Annotated in this window: 21 protein-coding genes and 2 pseudogenes; 9 read left to right on the forward strand and 14 right to left on the reverse strand. The window is 68.9% G+C overall.

The features are described 5' to 3' along the window. Nucleotides 1-132: 132 nt before the first annotated feature. Genes K6T25_RS12140 through sdhC form a run of 3 tightly spaced genes read right to left on the reverse strand, consistent with a single transcriptional unit; the run spans nucleotide 133 to nucleotide 1831 of the window. Nucleotides 133-1032 carry a succinate dehydrogenase/fumarate reductase iron-sulfur subunit gene (locus K6T25_RS12140; protein ID WP_222914425.1) on the reverse strand — a complete coding sequence of 300 codons (900 nt, stop codon included), beginning with the start codon at nucleotides 1030-1032 and terminating at the stop codon, nucleotides 133-135. A gap of 2 nt (nucleotides 1033-1034) precedes the next feature. Beyond that, on the reverse strand, nucleotides 1035-1406 hold the full coding sequence (locus K6T25_RS12145; RefSeq protein WP_222914427.1) for a succinate dehydrogenase/fumarate reductase transmembrane subunit: 372 nt from the start codon (nucleotides 1404-1406) through the stop codon (nucleotides 1035-1037). A 2-nt stretch (nucleotides 1407-1408) separates the two neighbouring features. Further along, the gene (sdhC, locus tag K6T25_RS12150; protein WP_222914429.1) at nucleotides 1409-1831 is read right to left on the reverse strand and encodes a succinate dehydrogenase, cytochrome b556 subunit; all 423 of its coding nucleotides are present in this window, start codon (nucleotides 1829-1831) and stop codon (nucleotides 1409-1411) included. A 141-nt stretch (nucleotides 1832-1972) separates the two neighbouring features. Here sdhC and K6T25_RS15785 point away from each other — a divergent pair. From K6T25_RS15785 to K6T25_RS12160, 3 genes and pseudogenes are all read left to right on the forward strand, one after another. Next, a pseudogene (locus K6T25_RS15785) lies at nucleotides 1973-2182 on the forward strand (DUF7347 domain-containing protein); the annotation flags it as partial. 188 nt (nucleotides 2183-2370) lie between these two features. Then, nucleotides 2371-2583 (forward strand): annotated as a pseudogene (locus K6T25_RS15790) (DUF7351 domain-containing protein); the annotation flags it as partial. A gap of 87 nt (nucleotides 2584-2670) precedes the next feature. Then, nucleotides 2671-2868 carry a hypothetical protein gene (locus K6T25_RS12160; protein WP_222914432.1) on the forward strand — a complete coding sequence of 66 codons (198 nt, stop codon included), beginning with the start codon at nucleotides 2671-2673 and terminating at the stop codon, nucleotides 2866-2868. An 86-nt stretch (nucleotides 2869-2954) separates the two neighbouring features. Here the strand turns inward: K6T25_RS12160 and K6T25_RS12165 are convergent, their stop codons facing one another. After that, complete coding sequence (locus K6T25_RS12165; RefSeq protein WP_222914433.1) at nucleotides 2955-3977, reverse strand: succinylglutamate desuccinylase/aspartoacylase family protein; 1023 nt, start codon at nucleotides 3975-3977, stop codon at nucleotides 2955-2957. Between the two features lie 152 nt (nucleotides 3978-4129). Between K6T25_RS12165 and K6T25_RS12170 the strand changes: the two genes are divergently transcribed. The 3 genes from K6T25_RS12170 to K6T25_RS12180 all read left to right on the forward strand — a co-directional run bounded on the left by K6T25_RS12170 (nucleotide 4130) and on the right by K6T25_RS12180 (nucleotide 6597). Next, complete coding sequence (locus tag K6T25_RS12170) at nucleotides 4130-5488, forward strand: RimK family alpha-L-glutamate ligase (protein ID WP_222914436.1); 1359 nt, start codon at nucleotides 4130-4132, stop codon at nucleotides 5486-5488. Nucleotides 5489-5558: 70 nt separating this feature from the next. Further along, entirely contained in the window at nucleotides 5559-5756 is a 198-nt protein-coding gene (locus K6T25_RS12175; RefSeq protein ID WP_222914438.1) for a DUF5786 family protein, read from the forward strand. 229 nt (nucleotides 5757-5985) lie between these two features. Next, entirely contained in the window at nucleotides 5986-6597 is a 612-nt protein-coding gene (locus K6T25_RS12180) for an archaellin/type IV pilin N-terminal domain-containing protein (protein ID WP_222914441.1), read from the forward strand. Between the two features lie 94 nt (nucleotides 6598-6691). Here the strand turns inward: K6T25_RS12180 and K6T25_RS12185 are convergent, their stop codons facing one another. Next, a complete protein-coding gene (locus tag K6T25_RS12185) occupies nucleotides 6692-7351 on the reverse strand; it encodes a DNA-3-methyladenine glycosylase family protein (protein WP_222914443.1) in 660 nt (219 codons plus the stop codon). 167 nt (nucleotides 7352-7518) lie between these two features. Here K6T25_RS12185 and K6T25_RS12190 point away from each other — a divergent pair, with 167 nt between their 5' ends. Next, entirely contained in the window at nucleotides 7519-9498 is a 1980-nt protein-coding gene (locus K6T25_RS12190) for a 3-hydroxyacyl-CoA dehydrogenase/enoyl-CoA hydratase family protein (protein ID WP_222914445.1), read from the forward strand. A gap of 75 nt (nucleotides 9499-9573) precedes the next feature. On the opposite strand, the gene K6T25_RS12195 is transcribed toward K6T25_RS12190, so the two are convergent. The 4 genes from K6T25_RS12195 to K6T25_RS12210 all read right to left on the reverse strand — a co-directional run bounded on the left by K6T25_RS12195 (nucleotide 9574) and on the right by K6T25_RS12210 (nucleotide 13199). Further along, nucleotides 9574-10191: a class I SAM-dependent methyltransferase gene (locus K6T25_RS12195; protein WP_222914447.1), complete on the reverse strand. Its 618-nt coding sequence runs from the start codon at nucleotides 10189-10191 to the stop codon at nucleotides 9574-9576. A 115-nt stretch (nucleotides 10192-10306) separates the two neighbouring features. Continuing rightward, entirely contained in the window at nucleotides 10307-11131 is an 825-nt protein-coding gene (locus K6T25_RS12200) for an SDR family NAD(P)-dependent oxidoreductase (protein ID WP_222914449.1), read from the reverse strand. A gap of 341 nt (nucleotides 11132-11472) precedes the next feature. After that, nucleotides 11473-12624, reverse strand: coding sequence for a galactonate dehydratase (dgoD, locus tag K6T25_RS12205; RefSeq protein ID WP_222914451.1), 1152 nt, complete (start codon nucleotides 12622-12624; stop codon nucleotides 11473-11475). 110 nt (nucleotides 12625-12734) lie between these two features. Beyond that, the gene (locus K6T25_RS12210) at nucleotides 12735-13199 is read right to left on the reverse strand and encodes a DUF7988 family protein (RefSeq protein ID WP_222914453.1); all 465 of its coding nucleotides are present in this window, start codon (nucleotides 13197-13199) and stop codon (nucleotides 12735-12737) included. A gap of 132 nt (nucleotides 13200-13331) precedes the next feature. On the opposite strand from K6T25_RS12210, the gene K6T25_RS12215 reads away from it, so the two are divergent. Beyond that, nucleotides 13332-13595, forward strand: a complete 264-nt coding sequence (locus tag K6T25_RS12215; protein WP_222918037.1) for a BolA family protein — start codon at nucleotides 13332-13334, stop codon at nucleotides 13593-13595. Nucleotides 13596-13630: 35 nt separating this feature from the next. Here the strand turns inward: K6T25_RS12215 and K6T25_RS12220 are convergent, their stop codons facing one another. Together K6T25_RS12220 and psmA are read right to left on the reverse strand one after the other, a co-directional pair. Beyond that, a complete protein-coding gene (locus K6T25_RS12220; protein ID WP_222914455.1) occupies nucleotides 13631-14458 on the reverse strand; it encodes an MOSC domain-containing protein in 828 nt (275 codons plus the stop codon). Nucleotides 14459-14623: 165 nt separating this feature from the next. After that, nucleotides 14624-15379, reverse strand: a complete 756-nt coding sequence (gene psmA / locus K6T25_RS12225) for an archaeal proteasome endopeptidase complex subunit alpha (RefSeq protein ID WP_222914458.1) — start codon at nucleotides 15377-15379, stop codon at nucleotides 14624-14626. Nucleotides 15380-15630: 251 nt separating this feature from the next. Between psmA and eif1A the strand changes: the two genes are divergently transcribed. Further along, the gene (gene eif1A, locus K6T25_RS12230) at nucleotides 15631-15915 is read left to right on the forward strand and encodes a translation initiation factor eIF-1A (RefSeq protein WP_222914460.1); all 285 of its coding nucleotides are present in this window, start codon (nucleotides 15631-15633) and stop codon (nucleotides 15913-15915) included. A gap of 20 nt (nucleotides 15916-15935) precedes the next feature. Here the strand turns inward: eif1A and K6T25_RS12235 are convergent, their stop codons facing one another. The 3 genes from K6T25_RS12235 to K6T25_RS12245 form a co-directional block, all read right to left on the reverse strand. Continuing rightward, a complete protein-coding gene (locus K6T25_RS12235; RefSeq protein ID WP_240009233.1) occupies nucleotides 15936-16667 on the reverse strand; it encodes a PHP domain-containing protein in 732 nt (243 codons plus the stop codon). A 127-nt stretch (nucleotides 16668-16794) separates the two neighbouring features. Next, entirely contained in the window at nucleotides 16795-17670 is an 876-nt protein-coding gene (locus tag K6T25_RS12240) for an ADP-ribosylglycohydrolase family protein (protein ID WP_222914464.1), read from the reverse strand. Nucleotides 17671-17727: 57 nt separating this feature from the next. Further along, nucleotides 17728-18483: a GTP cyclohydrolase III gene (locus K6T25_RS12245; RefSeq protein WP_222914466.1), complete on the reverse strand. Its 756-nt coding sequence runs from the start codon at nucleotides 18481-18483 to the stop codon at nucleotides 17728-17730. Between the last annotated feature and the right edge of the window lie 169 nt (nucleotides 18484-18652).

An 18652-nucleotide genomic window follows, 5' to 3' on the forward strand; every position in this document is an offset into this window, starting at 1 on the left:
CGTGTTGCTTCGTTCGGTCGCTGCGTTCGATGGTCGTCCGTCCTGCCGAACCCCCACGGTTCGTCGCTGAACTCGCTTGGGGTTCGGGCTACTTCAATCGCGTGCCGGTTCGGGTAGCTGACCGGGGCGAGCCTACCAGAACTTCAGGTTACTCTTGACCGCCTCCCGCTTGAGCTCCTGGATGTGCTCGGTCAGCGGGATGTCCTTCGGGCACACCTCGGTGCACGAGAACTGGGTCTGACACCGCCAGACGCCGTTCTCCTGCTCGAGGATGTTGAGCCGGTGCTGTTTGCGGTCCTCGCCCTCCCGTTCGTCCATGGCGAAGCGGTACGCCTTGTTGATCGCGGCGGGACCGAGGTACTCGTTGTTGCCCGCGGCGATGTTGCACGAGGACATACACGCGCCACACCAGATGCAGCGCGTGGACATCTTCACCTTCTCGCGGTTCTCCCGCGTCTGACGCTGCTCGTCCAACTCGCCGTCCGGCAGCTCGTCGGCGTCGAAGTACGGCTCGACCGCCTCCATCTGGTCGTAGAAGTGGTCCATGTCGACGACGAGGTCCTTCTCGACCTCGGCGTGCGGCAGCGGTTCGACGCGAACCGGCTGGTCGAGATCGGACAGCTGCGTCTTACAGCCGAGCCGCTGGCGGCCGTTGATGAACAGCGCGTCCGACCCGCAGATCGCCTGCCGGCAGGAGTGTCGGAACGTGAGCGAGGAGTCGAACGTGTCCCGCGCGTAGATGAGCGCGTCGAGAACGGTCATCCCCTTCTCGAACGGGACGTGAAAGTCGTCGAAGCGCGGCTCCTGTTTCCCCTTGACCTCCGGGTCGAAGCGGAACACCTTGAGGTGGACCGTGTCGTCGTCGCTGTCGGCGCGCTCTGCGGCCTCGCGGCGTGCACGCTCCTCGCGGTCGGCCCGAGCCTCGGCCTTCTTGCGCATCCGCTCCTCCTGTGCGGGCGCCAGCGGCTCGTCGTGGTCGACCTCGGTCTCTGCCTCGGTTTCCGTCTCCGTCTCTGGAACTTGCGTGCTCATTGTCAGAAGGTGGGGAAGCCCGCCCAGGCGTTCGCGGTGCGGATCCCCTGCACGACGAGCACCACGCTCGCCGCGATCAGCGTGTACTTGACGACCTGCTTCTTCGTGCCGGTCAGTCCCTGGTTCTCCAGCGCGTTGTAGACGCCGTTGACCCCGTGGAACGTCGCGGTGATCAGGAACAGCACCATCAGCGAGTAGTAGGTGAGGTCCGTCATCCGTGCGCTCGAGGCGAGGAACGACACCTCGTCGGCGTGGTTGACGAAGTGGAGCAGGAAGAAGTGGAACGCGAGCACCACCACGAGGAACGCGGCGGTGATGCGCTGCCACAGCCACCGGCGCCCGCCCGTCTCGAAGGAGGAGTAGCGCTCGGCCATCGCTAGAACACCCCCGCGAGGAACGTCGGGACCGACGCGACGACGATGGCGCCCGTCAGGATCAGCGACGCGTAGAAGCTCTTGTCCTGGCTTTCGAGACCGATCCCCAGGTCGACGAGCAGCAGGCGGCAGCCGTTCAGGATGTGGAAGACGGCGACCGCGAGCAGCCCGACCTCGAGGATTCGAACGACCAGCAGACTCTCCAACGCGACGATGACGGTGGTGTACACGTCGTTTTCGGCCGCGATGGCCTGCGTCTGTCCGGCCGCGGAGATGGCGGTACTCAGCACGGCGATGTGGGTGAACAGGTACCCCACGAGCACCCAGCCCGTGAACTTGTGGAACACCCATGCCCACATCCCCGCCGAGAACTCCCGCCACCGGCCGAAGTCCTCGACGAGACCCCTGTCATACGACTGGCTCATACGTCTGCCGCTCCGGCCTATGGGGGTATAGTAGTTACGTGACGCACCCGCACGCCCAGGACTGGAACCACGGAGCCCACCATACGACGCGACCCGGCGGGGGCCGGGAACTAATATGCCCGCGGTTCACCGGTCGGTACATTGCCTAACTCTTCTACGGACCGCGCCGAGGACGCGTTCGGGTTCCTCGGCGACGGTCTCCGGCTTACGATCCTCCAGACGCTCGCGACGCGCGAGCCGAGAGCGGGACCCCGAGCGGACGCGATGGCCTACAGCGACCTCCGCCGGGCCGTCGGCGAACGCGACAGCGGGAAGTTCAGCTACCACCTCGACAAGCTGACCGGTCGGTTCGTCGAGAAGGCCGACGCCGGCTACCGCCTTCGCGAACCCGGGCGCGAGGCCGTGCGGCTGCTGGACCGCGGCGTCGTCGACGGCCCGATCGAGTTCCACAGGGCTCCGGTCGACGCCAGCTGTCCGTTCTGCGGCGGCGGCGTTCGCGTGCAGTACAGCGACCACCACGTGATCAGCTACTGCACCGAGTGCGAGGGGCTGTTCGATGCCGACGAGACCCCGGAGGGAACGCTCTCCGGGGTCGTGCTCCCCCCGGCAACCGTGAGGACGGTGACCCCGAGTCGCTGTTCCGGCGGGCACATCGCGTGTTGCAGCGGCGGCTCCGCGCCATGTTCGACGGCATGTGTCTGGAGTGCGGGGGCGAGGTCGAGCGCTCGATACGTCGCTGCCCGGACCACGAGGCTTCGGGTGGACAGGCCTGCGAGGCGTGCGGTTCCGCGTACAGGGGCCTCGCGGAGCTCGTCTGTGAGACCTGCGGCCGCGGTCGCGTGAGCCACCCGCTGTTCGGAAACCCCGCCGCCGACGACGTCGCCGCCGACGGGACGCCCGGCGAGCACGCCTGGGAACGGTTCGCGACGTTCCTCACGTGGAAGCCGGTGAACACGGATGTGGGCGCGGTGGCGTTCGAGCGCCCCGACGGCGGCGAGCGCGTCGTGCTCGACGACGACTTCCGCGTGCTGGAGTAGGTCACCCCGGGCGGTCCGTCTCCTCTCCGTATCGTCTCGTCGTCGTTCCGTTCACCCGTCCGTTCGGCCGACCTCCGTCGGGATTGTCATCGCTCGACAGTGCTCGGGCTCTGGTCCAGTTCGACGACCCGTCGGGTCCGCTCACCGAGTTCGACGAGGTGACACAGCGGGTTTCCGGGGTACACCACCGGGTTCTCGAGGATGCCGACGAGGAGACCGGTGAACGGCGCCTCGATGGCGACGTTGTCGTCCTTGAACGGGTTCGTGATGGTACAGACCGTGTCCCCCTCGTGGACCAGCGAGCCTCGTTCGAAGTGCATGTCGACCATTCCGCCGCTGTCGGCCCTGAGCCACGTCTTCTCGCGTTCCTCGGTGATCACGGTCCGCCAGCCCGGCCAGCGGACGTGTTCGGCCTCAAGCATCCCGTACTCCGCGAACGTCGAGCGGACCCCCGAGAGCGCCTCGTCGATCAGCGCCCGCTGGAAGCGGTGTGCCTCGCCCATCTCGACGGTGATCGCCGGGATCCCGTCGGTCACAGCCTCCGTTCGGAGCATCCCGGAGGAGCCTTCGCTGTCGATGATGACGTTCGTTCCGTACGCCCGGGCGAGGCGAGCGGCGTCGGAGTCACCCATGTCGGCGCGGGCATGGATCATGTTCGTTCGCCCCCGCGTCGACGTGTGAAAGTCCAGCCCGAAGTCGCACGGGTCGATGAAGTTCGTGTAGATGCGCGCGGCCATTCGCTTCGCGCTCGTCGAGTCCGCCGAACCGGGGAACGAGCGGTTCAGGTCGCGGTCGTACACCGGAAGGTAGCGCTGTTGTGCGAGAAAGCCCGGAACGTTCAACACGGGCAGACAGATGAGCGTACCCGCCAGGTCCGCCAGGTCCCACTCGTGTGCCACCTCTCTGACGACCTCGATCCCGTTGAGTTCGTCGCCGTGGGCGGCCGCCGAGAGGAAGGCGGTCGGTCCCGGCCGCTCGCCGTTGATGATCGTCACCGGGATCCGGACGGGGTCGCCGAGATACGTCTCCGACACCACGAACCGGATGTTCTGTCGCTCTCCCGGGTCCACCCGACCCCCGTTGTACGTGAAGACGTCGGCGCCGGTCATGGTCGCCGGTGTGCGACCGAGCGTGATAAAGTACCGCGTCGGCCGACCGACGTTCGGCCCGCCGGGGCCGCCCCGACGGCGGTTCGTGCCCGTGACCCACACGGTCTTTCGCCGACCGTGACACATTTGATGCCCCCGACGAGTCATCGTGTATGACTGACGATCCGGTACGCGTCGGGGTACTCTCCCTCCACACGAGCAAGGAGACGAAGGCGATCTGCAACGCGGTCGAGGCCCTGGGCCACGAGCCCGAGTGGCTCCGGCGGGAGAACGCGGCCGTCAGCATCGAGGACGGCGAGGTCGCGATCGAGCCGGACGTCGACGTGATCGCCAACCGGATGCTGCTGTCGAACATCGAACAGCCGGCGGAGGGACTCGGTCTCGCGCACACGTTCGGCCGCGCACGACCGATCCTCAACGACCCGTCGGCCGTGCTCACGGCGATGCACAAGTTCGCCTCCGCCGTCGCGCTGGTGGAGGACGGCGTCCGCGTCCCGGACGCGCTGCTGGCGCTGTCGAACGACCGACTCAATCAGGGTCGCGATCGGTTCGGGTCGGAGGGCGTGTACAAGACCGCGATCGGGACCCACGGCGGCGGGACCTGGAAGATCGACCTCGACGAGCCGGTCAACCCGATGGTCGGGAACCGGCAGGCGTTCCTGCAGGAGCTCATCGACCGCGACGATTCGAGACATCACGACACCCGCGTGTACGTCGTCGGCGGCGAGATCGTCGGCGCCATGAACCGCTACGCCCCGGATGGAGACTGGCGAACCAACGTCGCGCTCGGCGGCGACGTGGAGGACGCCACGACCTCGCTTGACGACGAGGCGGCGGCGATGGCGCTGCAGGCGGCCGAGACGGTCGGGCTCGATTACGCCGGCGTCGACCTCGTGCAGGGGTACGACGGCTGGTACGTGCTGGAAGTGAACCCGACCGCCGGATTCAAAGGGCTGTTCGCAGCGAGCGGTCGCTCGCCGGCGCCCTACATCGCCCGGCTGGCCATCGAGCGCGGCGGCGGCAGCGTCGACGACGACCGCGTCGAGGAGCTGTCGGCGGTGCTCGACGATTCGACGCCGGCGTGTATGCCCGCCGAGCGCCGGATCAACGACGGGCAGACCCCGACTATCGGGTACATCGAGCAGGTCAACGTCGCCGGGACGCAAGGAGCGACACAGGCGTACGCGAAGTCCGACACCGGCGCGACCCGCTCGTCGATCGACACGCAGCTGGCCGCGGAGATCGGCGCCGGGCCGATCAAGAGCATGACCCGGGTCAAGTCGGGGTCGGTGAAGTCCGGGAAGGCTCGGCCGGTCGTCGACCTCGTCGTCGGGATCGGCGGCGAACAGCACACCGTCACCGCCAGCGTCGAGGACCGCTCGCACATGGAGTACCCGCTCCTCCTCGGACGCGACATCCTCCAACACTACCGCGTCGACGTGCAGCGCCGTGCCGACGAGGGCCGGAACCCCGAGAGCGACGAGGAGGAAGAAGAGGGCTCCGAGGAGTAGCACGCGGTAGCGACTCACGCCCGCCGGACAGGCCGGACCGCTTTTCCCTCTCGGGTGACCAGTGTTTAATATGGGCTTCGGGAGCTACGATGAATCCGAGCAGGAACGTCAGCAGAACGACGGCGCCGACGCGGCCGACGGGTCGACCGTCGACGCCCACGAGAACGACCACGAGGGCGAGGCGAGCTTCGAGGCGGGCGCCTCGACCGACGACCTGGTCTCGCAGCTGCAGACGATGAAGGACGAAGACGAGGACGACGAGGAGTAATCCCGGTCCCGAACGGGAGGGGAACGCTTCGGACCGACGCGTGACCGACGGCGATAGTTCGCCACGCGGTGTCGCCCGATTTTCGCCGATCTCGATACGCAGACGCGTCCGTCCGGTCGCGGGACGAGAATATCGTTCCTGAAACTCGGCGGCGAAGGTATATCAACGCGGTGGACGCCGATCCGAGTATACCCGATCCGCCGCCGCGGACGGGTCGGAACGACACACAATGTTCGAATTCATCACGGACGAGGAAGAGCGCGGGCAGGTGGGTATCGGAACCCTCATCGTGTTCATCGCGATGGTGCTGGTGGCGGCGATCGCCGCCGGCGTCCTCATCAACACCGCAGGATTCCTCCAGAGCAAGTCACAGGAGACCGGACAACAGAGCAGTAAGCAAGTCAGTAACCGTCTGCAAGAGGTCGCCACGGTCGGGAACGTTACTGGCGATCCCGAGAAAGTGGACTACGTGAACGTGACGGTGACGCAGGCACCTGGTGCTGGTGAGATCGACCTCCAGAATGCAACCGTCACTTGGATCGGACCACAGGGAACGTACCAGCTGACGCACGGTGCGAACTACAGCGCCGATGGAGGAGGGGTGGCGGCGGATACCCAGGAGTTCGGTCACAAGGTGACGAAAGACGCGGACAACTCCGCACCGGTACTGAACGACCCTGACGATCGTCTTCAGCTTGTCTTCGATGTCAGTGCGTACACCGACAATCTCGGTGAGGGTGAGGAAGTGACGATCAAGATCAACACGATGGCCGGGGCGACGACGAGCATCCGCTTCACCGTCCCCGAAGCGCTCGGACAGAAGGAAGCCGTCGAGCTGTAAGTCGGCTCCTCTTCTCACACTCTCTCGACACCACCCGACGCCGAGTGGCAACGCGATCGGTTCGTTGTATCGACCCGGTCGCCCCTCGGTGTCGCTACTCCTCCTCGACGACCTCGTCGACGCTCGCGGCGATGTCCTCCTTCGCCCGCCACAGGTACAGCGACGCGTAGCTGCGGTACGGCGCCCAGCGCTCGGCCGCCTCGACCATCTCCGCCCGGCTCATCTCGCGGCCGTACAGCTCCTCCATCCCCTTTCTGATCCCGAGATCGCCGACGGGGAACACGTCCGGTCGCCCGAGCGAGAACAACAGCTGCATGTTCGCGGTCCACTCGCCGACGCCGGTGATCGCGGTTAGCTCCTCGCGCACCGCCTCGTCGTCCATCGCGGCGAACGCCTCGCGATCCCAGTCGTTGTCGGCGAACGCCTCGGCGACGTTGCCGACGTACCGCGTCTTCTGTCGGGAGAGGCCGGCATCCTTCAGCGTCTCCTCGTCGGCCGCGAGCAGTCCCTCGGGCGTCACCTCCACCGCGTCGAAGAGGCGTTCGCGCGTCGCCGCCGCGGACGCCATCGACACCTGCTGGCGAAGGATCGACACGACGAGCCGTTCGAACGGGTCCGCGGCGGGATCGACCGTGAGCGGGCCATGGCGGTCGATCACGGGGCCGAGCCGGTCGTCGCCCCGGAGCGCCTCCAGCGCCTCGCGGTCGGCCGGGTCGAGATCGTCGAACGCCTCGGCGTCTGCGTCCACTGGCATACCTCGTGGTGGGCGGGCGGACGAGAAACGACTTTCGGGGACGGAACTGAGATCGTTCGAGGACTGGGAACCGTTCGAGGCCGGGCGTGCAACTCCGGAAAACTGGTGTCGTGTTTGCGTCGCGGCGGAGGGAAACGTTGAATCGGCGGGACTCCGACGCGACGCACATGGACGTTGATGACGTAGAAACGGTCGCGGTACTGGGCGCCGGAAACATGGGCCACGGGATCGCGGAGGTCGCCGCGCTCGCGGGGTTCGACGTGAACCTGCGGGACATCAACGAGGAGTTCGTTCAGAACGGCTACGACCAGATCGAGTGGTCGCTCGGTAAGCTCGCAGAGAAAGACCAGATCTCCGAGAGCGACGCCGACGCCGCGCTCGACCGCGTGACGGCTGTCGTCCCCGTCGAGGACGCCGTCGCCGACGCCGACCTCGTGATCGAGGCGGTGCCCGAGAAGATGGACATCAAGAAGGACGTGTACACCGAGGTCGAGGAGCACGCGCCGGACCGCGCCGTCTTCGCGTCGAACACCTCCAGCCTCTCGATCACGGAGCTGTCGGAGGTGACCGAGCGCGAGGAGCGCTTCTGCGGGATGCACTTCTTCAACCCGCCGGTGCGCATGCAGCTCGTCGAGGTCATCTCGGGCGCGCACACCGCCGACGGGACGATGGATCTCGTCGAGGACGTCGCCGAGCGGATGGACAAGACCGCGGTCCGCGTCCGGAAGGACTCGCCGGGCTTCATCGTCAACCGCGTGCTCGTCCCCCTGATGAACGAGGCGGCGTGGCTCGTCCACGAGGGCGAGGCGACCGTCGAGTCGGTCGACTCCACGACGAAGTACGACATGGGGCTCCCGATGGGGAGCTTCGAGTTGGCCGACCAGGTCGGCATCGACGTGGGCGTCCACGTGCTCGAGTACATGCACGAGGTGCTCGGCGACGCCTACGAGCCGTGTCCGCTGCTGACTGAGAAGGTCGACAACGAGAACCTGGGCAAGAAGACCGGGACGGGGTTCTACGACTACGAGGACGGCCCCGGCGCGGAGATCCCTTCCGACGAGGTCGACGAGGACGTCAAGCACGCCCTGCTGGCGGTGATGGCCAACGAGGTCGCCGGCCTGATCGGCAACGACGTCGCCGACGCCGGCGACATCGACCAGGCGGTGAAGCTCGGGGCGGGCTTCCCCGACGGTCCCGCGAAGATGGCCGACGGGATCGGTCTCGACGCGTTGCTCTCGACGCTCGAGGAGCGCCACGAGGAGACGGGCGCCGAGCGCTACGAGGCGGTCGACTACCTCCGCGAACTCGTCGACGAGGGTCGCGGCTTCTACGGCGGCGACGGCGACGAGGCCGGGGACGCGGTCGAGTTCGAGACGATCCGCATCGAGCGGGAGGGCCGCGTCGGCCACATCGTCCTCGACCGGCCCCACCGGATGAACACGATCTCCGGCGAGCTGCTGGACGAGCTCGGCGTCGCGATCGAGGAGCTGGAGGCCGACGACGACGTGCGCGCGGTGCTGGTCACCGGCGAGGGCGAGCGCGCCTTCTCCGCCGGCGCCGACGTACAGAGCATGGCCGCCGGCGGCGGCGACCCGCTGCAGTCGGTCGAGCTCTCCCGCAAGGGCCAGTCGACGTTCGGGAAGTTCGAGTCGTCGGACCTGCCGGTCGTCGCCGGCATCGACGGCTACTGCCTCGGCGGCGGCATGGAGTTCGCCACCTGCGCGGACATGCGAGTCGCCTCCGAGCGGTCCGAGCTGGGCCAGCCGGAGCACAATCTCGGCCTGCTACCCGGCTGGGGCGGCACCCAGCGCCTCCGTCACATCGTCGGCGAGGGCCGCGCCAAGGAGATCATCTTCACCGCCGACCGCTACGACGCGGAGACGATGGCCGACTACGGCTTCATCAACGAACTCGTCGCGAACGACGAACTCGAGGAGGCGGCGATGGACCTCGCGCAGGATCTGGCCGCCGGGCCGCCGGTCGCCCAGCGCTACACGAAGCGCGCGATGCTCGCCGGACGCGACGACACCGACGCCGGGCTGGAGATCGAGGCGCAGGCGTTCGGCCAGCTGATGAACACCGAGGACCTCATGGAGGGCGTGATGGCGTTCATGTCCGACGAGGATCCGGAGTTCGAAGGGACGTAGGCGAGACCGCAGGTCTCGCGAACGGCGAGGTCCTCGGGCCGAGCCGCCCAGTAAGCGATGCGGGATGTGGCCCGGTCAGGCCAGCTTGAACGCCCGGATCGTGTCCCGTTCGGTCGGCTCGTTCACCACCTGTACGCCGCCCAACTCGGAGAACACGTCTCGCCAGTTCCGGTGGTACAGCGGGAACTCGTCGTCGACGTAGCTCACCTCGGCGCCCTCGCGACCCCGCTTCGCGCCGTTGCCCTCGTTCTCGGCGGTGACGAGCAGGTCGTCGCAGACCCGCACGACCTCCTCGAACACCCACACGTCGTCCGGGTGGACGTGCTGGAGCGTCTCGACGGAGTACACCGCGTCGAACGCGTCGTCGTCGAACTCCGGGAGCAGGTCCTCGATGGCGCCCGTGTGAAACTCGCCCGTCTCCGCGAGCGTCGGGAAGAACTCGCCCATCACGTCGAACGACTCGTCGTTGATGTCGATGCCGGCGAGGCGGTCGAAGCCGTTGTGCCGGAGGTGTTCGAGGTGGCGACCCGAGCCGCAGCCGAGTTCGAGCACCCGGGCGTCCGTGCCGACGTAGAACTCGATCGCCGATCGGATCGCCTCGCTCACCTCGTCGGGTCCCTCCTCCGCGTAGTAGCGCGGGGAGAACTTCCCCTCGCGCTCGGCCCAGTCCTCGCGGACCTCGTCGGGGTTCATACCCGCCGGAACGGACCCCGAGCGTAAACCTCCGCCGGAGTCGATGGCGACCGGGTCGCCTGCGGTACGGGGGGATCGATCCGTGGCCCGCGCGGCACCCGCGATCGGCGGCGTCTCACTCCTCGCGGCGTTCCCGGTAGTCAGGCAGGAAGTCATCCTGTAGCACCGCCGACCGACCGCCGTCGATCGTGAGGCTCGCGCCGGTGACGAATCCCGCCTCGTCGCTGGCGAGGAACGCCACCGCCGCGGCGACGTCCTCGGGGACGCCGACCCGGCCGGTCGGGTGGATGCTCGCGAGTTCCTCGCGGCGCTCCTCGTCCATGTCGCCGGTGGTCCGGTCGATGGCGACCCAGCCGGGGTTCACCGTGTTGACGCGCACGTCGGGGCCGAAGTCGAGCGCCATCGACCGGGTCATCCCGTTGATGCCGGCCTTGACCGCGTTGTACGGGAAGATGCCCGGCGTCGTCGCGAACGCGTGGTTACTGGACATGTTGACGATCGCGCCCTCGTCCATGTGCTCGCGGGCGTGCTTCGCGCAGAGCCAGTAGGATCGGAAGTCCGTTTCGAGGACGAAGTTCCAGTCGTCCAGTTCGGCCTCGTCGGCGGCGGTGTACGTCTCGACGCCCGCGTTGTTCACGAGCACGTCGAGGCGGCCGAACTCCTCGGCGGTCGCCTCGAACAGCGCCGCGATGTCGTCGGGGTCGCGCATGTCCGCGCGGACGAAGACGGCCTCGCCGCCGGCGTCCTCGATGGCGGCGACGGTCTCGGCGCCGGCGTCCTCGCTGCGGCCGGTGACGACCACTCGTGCTCCCTCGGCCGCGAGTCGCTTCGCGACGCCCGCGCCGATGCCACGGGTGGAGCCGGTGACGACGGCGACCGTCCCGTCGTATCTGGATCGTGGTTCGAGTTCGTCGATGGCGGAGGTGTCGAAGCTGGTCATTCGTTCGTCGTGTCTCGGTCGGGTGACTTGATGATTGGTTCGCGATCGGTCGGTGTCAGCGTCAGTTTCGAGGTGGGGAACGTGGCCGCGACGAACCGCCCGAAAGCCCCCGCCGTGCTACGCTCGCGCGACTCGCTGCGCGCGTTCGCTCCCGTCAGTCGCTCACGTGCTTACTTCGTCGGGCTTCGCGTAGCCCGGCGGCCCCTTTCAGTCCCACCCGATCCTTGGACGGGCATCGGTGTCACCGGCGGCCGTCCGGCGTCGTCATCCCGGACTACCCACGTACTGCGGCGGGGAGTCGGGGATCGCCGTTCGTGGATAGTCCGGCTGTTGCCGCCGGTTCACCACTCGGCGACGCTCCCGTCCGGGCGGCGCCAGACGGGGTTGTGCCAGTCGTCGTGGCCGTCGCGTTCCTCGAGCACGTCCTCATCGATGTCGACGCCGAGTCCCGGGCCATCGGGAACCGGAACGAAGCCGTCCTCGTACTCGAACACCGACGGGTCCGCGAGGTAGTCGAGCACGTCGCTCGTCTCGTTGTAGTGGATGTCGAGACTCTGCTCCTGGATGAGCGCGTTCGGCGCGACGGCGTCCAGTTGGAGACAGGACGCGAGCGCGACCGGGCCGAGCGGGCAGTGCGGCGCGATCGACACGTCGTAGGCGCCGGCCATCGACGCGATGCGGTGACACTCGGTGATGCCGCCCGCGTGGCTCGGATCCGGCTGGATGATGTCGACCGCGTTCTCCTCCAGCACCTGCTTGAAGTCGGTGCGGTGGAACAGCCGCTCCCCGGTCGCGATGGGGGTGCTGGTGCTCGCGGCGATGTCGGCGAGCGCGTCGTTGTGCTCGGGGAGCACCGGCTCCTCGATGAAGAACGGGTCGTAGGGTTCCAGTGCCGCCGCGAGCTGTTTCGCCGCGGTCTTCGTCGCCCGACCGTGGAAGTCGATGCCGATGTCGACCTCCGGCCCCACGGCCTCGCGGACCGTACGCAGGCGCTCGGCGGCCTGCTCGATCGTGTCGGGGGACTCGACGCGCTCCAGTTCGGGCGTCGCGTTCATCTTCAGCGCGGTGAAGCCCGCGTCGACCTTCTCGGCGGCCGCCTCGGCAACGCCCGCGGGGCGGTCGCCGCCGACCCACTGGTACACCCGGACGCGTTCGCGGACCGGCCCCCCCAGAAGCTCGTGGACTGGGGCGCCGAGGTGTTTCCCCGTCAGGTCCCACAGCGCCTGATCGATCCCCGCGATGGCGGACATGAGAACGGGGCCGCCGCGGTAGAACCCCCCGCGGTACAGTCGCTCCCAGTGGTCCGCGACGGGGGCGGGATCCTCGCCGAGCAGGTACTCCTCGACGAGTTCCTCGACGGCGCCGCGGACCGTCCGCGCGCGCCCTTCTACCACCGGCTCGCCCCAGCCGACGGAGCCATCGGCACACTCTAGCTTCAGAAACAGCCACCGCGGCGGCACCGCGTACAGCTCGTAGTCGACGATCTCGGTCATACTCGCGTGTCCCGGTCGGTCCGCAAAAGTTCACAGGTGTCCCGTCCGTGGACGGTCGCCAGCGTCCGCGGGCATCCGCCGACCTCCGCCGGCGTTTCACGAGGCCGGGGCTACCGCAGTTCGATCGTCAGCGTCTCGCGGACGCCGCGATCGAGACGGCGGTACCGCGGCGACGTGCCGGACCGATCCACGTCGAACACGCGCAGGGAGACGACGAGCCGCCCCGCATCCGGCACCGTCGCTCGGACCACCGGTCCGGTCGCCGTCACGACGAGGTACGGCGGCGCGGCGACCGGGGAGGCCGGGAGCGTGACTCCGAGCGCGTCCGTGCCGGTCGCGAGCAGTCCGGGGAGGTGTTCGAGCGCACCCGCCGCGTCGAGCGCCTCCCGCATCGCGGGGACGACGGCGTCGCGGTCGGCCGTCGACGGGCGACCCTCGGGGGCCTCCCGGTCAGTCCACCGCTCCGCTACCGCGTCGGCGACGCCGTCGACGGCGTCGAGCACCGGGCCGTGTTCGGCCAGCAGTCGCTCCCGGACGGCGGCCTCGGGATCGGTGTCGCGCCCGTCGGCTGTCATGGTCGCTCGGTCATCCGGTCGCCCGGTCGGCGCCCCCGATTGTAAGCGCATCGGGGACCGCGGCGGGACGCCGCGTCGGCGGCCGCCACCGACCGCTTTTTGCCGCGCCGACGCCGACTCCGGGGTATGAGCATGAGCACGGACGAAGTCGAAGCGGCCATCGAGGCCGGCATTCCGGACAGTGAAGCGACCGTTACGACGCCCCGAGTCCCCGACGAGGAACACGAGGACGCCCACTTCGCCGCGGTCGTCGTCTCGCCCGCCTTCGAGGGGAAGTCGCTCGTCCAGCAGCACGAGCTGGTGTACGACGCCGTCGGCGACGCGATGACCCGGGAGGTGCACGCGCTGGAGATCAAGACGTACACGCCCGAAGAGTACGAGGAACACGGCGAATAGGTCTCGGCTGCGGTTCCGGCGATCGGCAGCAGTTGCTACTCCGGTTCCGTACCGAGGCTCCGCACGTCGTCGCCGAGGCGGAGCGTCCCGCCCACGCTTCCGTCGGGAACGGCCGTGTTCACCATCAGCCGGAACGCGTGGTCGAAGCGCGCGCCACCGCTCCAGTCGGGCATCGTCTCCTCGCGCTTGCGGACGAACCGCGTCCGGAAGTCGTCGAACTCCGCGCCCGTGTCGGGGTCGCGCGAGGGGACGACGCAGCGCTGGCAGGGGTTCACCCCGAGCAGTTCGGCGCCGCCGACCCGGAAGCGAACCCGCTCGTCGGGCTCGGCGACGAGTCGGTCCTCGACGAACGGCTCCTCGCTCGCGAGTTCGACGTTCGCGCGGAGGCGCCGGCGCATCGAGTCGACGCCCACGCAGTCGAACCACGAGGCGACCTCGCGGAGCGTCCCCCGCGACACCACCGTCGGCCCCGTCAGCTCCGTGTCGTCCGGATAGCCCCCCGCTCGCTCGCCGATCAGATCCACCTCGTCGCCGAGGAACGCCCCGACCCACGACGCGATACCCTCTCGCTCGTCGGGGTCGTCGAGGTCGAACGTCGCGGGCGCGGGGGCGTCGACGTCGTGTGGGGCCGCAAGCGAAACGATCCGTGCGTCGAGGTCGAACTCCGCGGACACGCGGTGGATCCGTCGTTCGTTCTTCCCGTTCACGTAGTCGCCGTCGGCGTCGACCAGCGCGAACTCCCGGTCCCGCGAGAGCCCACCGCCCGGCGCGAGTGCGGCGGCGTCCACGTCGACCCCGTCGAGCGACTTGATCGGGAACACCCGGATCCGATCGAGCGTCGTCGCGAGCGCGTCCTCGCTCATTGGCTGGTCCACGACGCCGCGCCCGTTGAATCGATCGGTCGGCGATGCCGCCGTCGCTGTCGTCCCCGTCGGCGCGATCGCCGCCGCTGCCGCTGTCGCCGGAGCACGGGTCGAGAAGACGGGAACCGGATCGGACCGCGTCGCAGTCGGCCGGCCGGGGTCGCGTTACTCCTCGTCTGCTTCGTCGCCGTCCGCGTCCTCGTCGCTGACCAAGTCGAGGCTCTCGACGAGGTCCGTGATCTCGTCGGCCGTGAAGGCGGTGTAGCCGTCCTCGGAGACCGTCGAGAGGGAGACGTCGTTCGCGGTGAGCTCGTCGTTGATGTCGAACAGCGCGCGCAGCGCGAGCCCGATCCCGTCGTCGAGCGTGAGGTCCTCGCTCCACTCGTCCTCCAGCAGCTCCTGGATCTCCTGGCGGGAGCCGCCGATGGCGGTGGCCTTCCACTCGTGGGGCGTCCCCGAGGGGTCGGCGCCGAACAGGCGCGGGCGACCGTTCTCGAAGCCGCCGATGAGGAGCGCGGCGCCGTACGGGCGCGTGCCGCCGCGCTGGGTGTTCTCCTGGATGTGGTCCGTGATGTACTTCGTCAGCGTCTCGACGCCGACCGGTTCGCGGTAGCGCAGGCGGTTGCCCTGCGCCATCCGGCGAGCGTGGTCGATGAGCTGCCGGGCGTCGGCGACGTGGCCGGCGCTGGCGGTTCCGACGTGGTCGTCAAGCTTGTGGAGCTTCTCGATGGACTCCGACTCCATCAGGCTGGAGGACGCCTGTGCCTGCGCCGCGAGCACGACGCCCTCGCTCGTCCTGACGCCGACGGAGGGCGCGCCGCGAGAGACTGCCTCGCGGGCGTACTCGACCTGGTAGATGCGGCCGTCCGGGGAGAACAGCGAGGTTCCGCGGTCGTACGCCTGCTGGTCGTTCCCCCTCATCGGTCACCACCGACGTGAATCGTCGTCGCGAGTGCGGTCATCGCTCATGGGTATGGGTCCACGCGGGAAAAACCCTCCCTAAACGGAGTTTTGGCGGGCGGAGGAACCCCGCGAGACGTGAGGTGAACCCAGCCGGTGGCGGAAGCAGACGCGATCGCTGGCGGAGAGACGCGATCGCCGGCGGAGGTGCCCTCACACGAGGCGTCTGTCGAATACACGTACTTATCCCACTCGGTCACCTACCCGTCGCCATGAGCGACGACACCCAGAACCGCAAGCCCCTCAGGATGCCCGACGACAACCAGGTGTTCGCCACCGTCACCGACATGCTCGGCGGCCGACGCGTCACGCTCCGCTGTGCCGACGGCGAGGAGCGAATGGGCCGGATCCCCGGCCGGATGCGCTTCCGAACGTGGGTCAAGGAGGGCGACATCATCATCGCGGAGCCGTGGGACTGGCAAGACGAGAAGGCCGAAGTCGTCTGGCGCTACGAGTCCGACGACGCCCAGCAGCTCCGCGAGGAAGGCCACATCTGAGACCGGCGGCGTCCGATCGCTCAGGCCGCGTCCGGTCCGTCGGTCACCTCTACCGGCTCCAACCCGCGTTCGGCTAGCTCCGCCTCGATTCGCTCCACTCGGGGGGCGATCACGTCCGGCCGATGGCTGTCCGTCCCGACCGCGACGGCGGCGCCGTGGTCGGCCAGCGCGTCGAGAAAGTCCGGCGAGGGGTGGAACTCGCCGTACTCGTCGAGCACGCGGCCGGCGTTCAGCTCGGGGACGGTCCGCGACTCGGCGAACGCCGCGGCCGCCCGCTCGTAGTGCTCCCGTGTCGCGAGCCCGCGTAAGGCGGGATTGCGCTCAACGAGGTCCGGGTGTGCCGCGATCGCGAACAGCTCCGACTCCGCGAGCGCGACCAGCTTCTCGAAGTACTCGTCGACGAGCGCGCGACGTTCCCGTTCGGGCTTGCCCGCGAAGTGCTCGCGGACGTGGACGTTCACGTCCTCCAGGTCGTGGACGCTCCCGATCGCGTAGTCGAACGCCGCCTCGTCGAGGAACGACGCGATCGCGGCCTCGTCGCGGGGTTCGTAGTCCAGCTCCACGGCGTCGAACAGGCGTACGTCGACGCGGTCGCGAAGCCGGTCGATCGCGTCCCGGCGCCGTTCGTAGGTGAGATCCAGATTGAACCCCATCTCGCGGCGGTAGCGGTCCTCGGCCGGCTCTTCCGAGACGACGCAGTGGTCCGCGATGCCGATCCCGGACAGCCCCGCCTCCGCGGCGGCGTCGGCCATGAACTCGATGAAGTACCCGTCCGAGTACGTCGAATGGACGTGGTAGTCGTGGTGCACGACGGAGTCGAGGGTGGCCCCCTTCACGAATCTTCGGGACCCGTGCCACCGCTTCCCGACCGCCCGATCCTCAGGCGTCCCCGTCGGCGCCGGCGCCGAGCGGGTCCGCGATCTCCGTCGCCACGAGCGCGTCGGCGAGCGCGGTGTAGTCCGCCGAGCCGTCGAGCTCGTTCAGCCAGCGCGGGGGGATCGCGTCCGTGCCGAAGCGCGCTCCCGCGACCGCGCCGGCGACGGCGCCGAGCGCGCTCGCGTTGCCGCCGCGGCTCACCGCCGAGACGACCGCTTCCTCCGCGTCGTCCGCGGCGGCCGCCTCGTGGAGCGCGGTCTCGAACGTCGCCGACCGGTCGCCGTGAGGATCGATGGCCACGGCGCCGCGGTCGCCGACGACCGACAGCGTCTCCCGCACCGCAACCGGGGCGTCGCGCGCCACGGCGACGGACATCGCCGTCGAAACCGCATCCGCGATCGTCTCTCCGTCGACGAGTTCGCCGACGACCACCGCGAGCGCGGCCGCGGTTTCCCCCACCGCGGGTTCGGGGTCCGTGTCGGACGCGGCGGCGCGCTCGGCTGCCGCCGCCGCTCGGTCGTCGGCGGTCCCCGTGAGGAGGCCGAACGGGACGCCGGCGAGGGGCGAGGCCACGTCGGTCGTCGGCCCGGAGTCGACCGGGAGGTCCGACGGGAAACTCCCGAGAGGGTCGAGGAGCCGGTCGGCGGCCGCGACGGCGGCGGTCGTGGGGGCGGTGGTCGTTCCAGCCCGGCGGCCGTCGGCGCCGAGCATCTCGGTCACGCGGCCGTAGCGGTCGCGAACTGCGGCCGCGGCCTCGCCGGCGACGGGGCGACCGAGGGCGTCGCCGCAGGCCAGTGCGAGAAGGCTCGCGCGAGCGCGGTCGCGGCGAGCGACGGACGGGTCCGCCGCTTCCGCCGGTTCGGAGTCGGAATCGGTCACGAGCGGTGGATCGGGGCGCGGACGACACAACCGTGTCGGTGCCGAGCGAACGGGTTCTCAGGCGAACTCGACGACCGTGCCCTCGTACCGGCAGTCCTCGAGGGCGTGCTTCGCCGCGAAGCCGGCCTCGTGGGGCGTCGCGCCCGAGCCGACGCCGACCTTGAGCTGGACGTCGGCGTCCGCGGCGACGTGGTCGATGGCCCCCGTGTAGTCGTCGTGTGAGAGGTCCGGGCACGCCGCGATGACGTTGTCGCCGCCGACGAAGAAGGAGAGCGCGCCGTGTTCCTCGCGCATGTACTTCATCAGCGAGGCGTACCCCTGCTCGATGTTGATGAACGAGTCGAACTCGTTGAGTCGGTCGGTGTACTTGCCGGTCGCGTCGTTCACGTCGAAGTGCGCGACGTGGACGTCGTCGTCCGCCGGGTCGCCCCCGCGGAACTCGCCGGCGAGCGCCTCGCTGCGGTCCGACGACTGCGCCGAGCCGGCCGCTTGCACGCGCTCGGTCGCGGTTTCGAGGGCGTCGATCGGCACCTCGTCGACGCCGACACCGAGACTCACGGTGACGGGATACCGGTTCCCCACGGACTCCTGAAGCAGTTCGTGATCCTGTCGGTCGAGGCCGTTCGTCACCGCGACCATGTTGTCGAAGCGGGTGAAGAAGACGTAGCCGCCCCGGTTGCCGATGTACTGTGCGATGTCCGCGAACAGGCGCGACTGCAGCGTCTGGAGGTCCATCTCCCGACGCGGCTCCGGCGTCACTGTCCACGGGCCGTAGTTGTCGATCTGCACCAACGTCAGCTGCGCGGCGGTCACTGTACCCGATCCCGGGACCGCCGACACATACGCGTTACCGTTCACGGATCCGTGACGGGGACCGTCGACGGCGACGGTCGCGATTTCGTCGTCGACGCCGACCGACTCGCGACCGTCGCTGTGGCCGAGACGGGCACCCCACGATGGGCGATGCGTTCAACAGCGTGCC

The organism is Halobaculum rubrum, assembly GCF_019880225.1.
Classification (GTDB): Archaea; Halobacteriota; Halobacteria; order Halobacteriales; family Haloferacaceae; genus Halobaculum; species Halobaculum rubrum.

Excerpts from the sequence above, each read along its gene's own strand:
- K6T25_RS12140 (WP_222914425.1), bottom strand. The coding sequence starts at position 1,032 with ATGAGCACGCAAGTTCCAGAGACGGAGACGGAAACCGAGGCAGAGACC.
- K6T25_RS12145 (WP_222914427.1), bottom strand. The coding sequence starts at position 1,406 with ATGGCCGAGCGCTACTCCTCCTTCGAGACGGGCGGGCGCCGGTGGCTG.
- sdhC (WP_222914429.1), bottom strand. The coding sequence starts at position 1,831 with ATGAGCCAGTCGTATGACAGGGGTCTCGTCGAGGACTTCGGCCGGTGG.
- K6T25_RS12165 (WP_222914433.1), bottom strand. The coding sequence starts at position 3,977 with ATGACCGGCGCCGACGTCTTCACGTACAACGGGGGTCGGGTGGACCCG.
- K6T25_RS12170 (WP_222914436.1), top strand. The coding sequence starts at position 4,130 with ATGACTGACGATCCGGTACGCGTCGGGGTACTCTCCCTCCACACGAGC.
- K6T25_RS12175 (WP_222914438.1), top strand. The coding sequence starts at position 5,559 with ATGGGCTTCGGGAGCTACGATGAATCCGAGCAGGAACGTCAGCAGAAC.
- K6T25_RS12180 (WP_222914441.1), top strand. The coding sequence starts at position 5,986 with ATGTTCGAATTCATCACGGACGAGGAAGAGCGCGGGCAGGTGGGTATC.
- K6T25_RS12185 (WP_222914443.1), bottom strand. The coding sequence starts at position 7,351 with ATGCCAGTGGACGCAGACGCCGAGGCGTTCGACGATCTCGACCCGGCC.
- K6T25_RS12190 (WP_222914445.1), top strand. The coding sequence starts at position 7,519 with ATGGACGTTGATGACGTAGAAACGGTCGCGGTACTGGGCGCCGGAAAC.
- K6T25_RS12195 (WP_222914447.1), bottom strand. The coding sequence starts at position 10,191 with ATGAACCCCGACGAGGTCCGCGAGGACTGGGCCGAGCGCGAGGGGAAG.
- K6T25_RS12200 (WP_222914449.1), bottom strand. The coding sequence starts at position 11,131 with ATGACCAGCTTCGACACCTCCGCCATCGACGAACTCGAACCACGATCC.
- dgoD (WP_222914451.1), bottom strand. The coding sequence starts at position 12,624 with ATGACCGAGATCGTCGACTACGAGCTGTACGCGGTGCCGCCGCGGTGG.
- K6T25_RS12210 (WP_222914453.1), bottom strand. The coding sequence starts at position 13,199 with ATGACAGCCGACGGGCGCGACACCGATCCCGAGGCCGCCGTCCGGGAG.
- K6T25_RS12215 (WP_222918037.1), top strand. The coding sequence starts at position 13,332 with ATGAGCACGGACGAAGTCGAAGCGGCCATCGAGGCCGGCATTCCGGAC.
- K6T25_RS12220 (WP_222914455.1), bottom strand. The coding sequence starts at position 14,458 with ATGAGCGAGGACGCGCTCGCGACGACGCTCGATCGGATCCGGGTGTTC.
- psmA (WP_222914458.1), bottom strand. The coding sequence starts at position 15,379 with ATGAGGGGGAACGACCAGCAGGCGTACGACCGCGGAACCTCGCTGTTC.
- eif1A (WP_222914460.1), top strand. The coding sequence starts at position 15,631 with ATGAGCGACGACACCCAGAACCGCAAGCCCCTCAGGATGCCCGACGAC.
- K6T25_RS12235 (WP_240009233.1), bottom strand. The coding sequence starts at position 16,667 with ATGGCCGACGCCGCCGCGGAGGCGGGGCTGTCCGGGATCGGCATCGCG.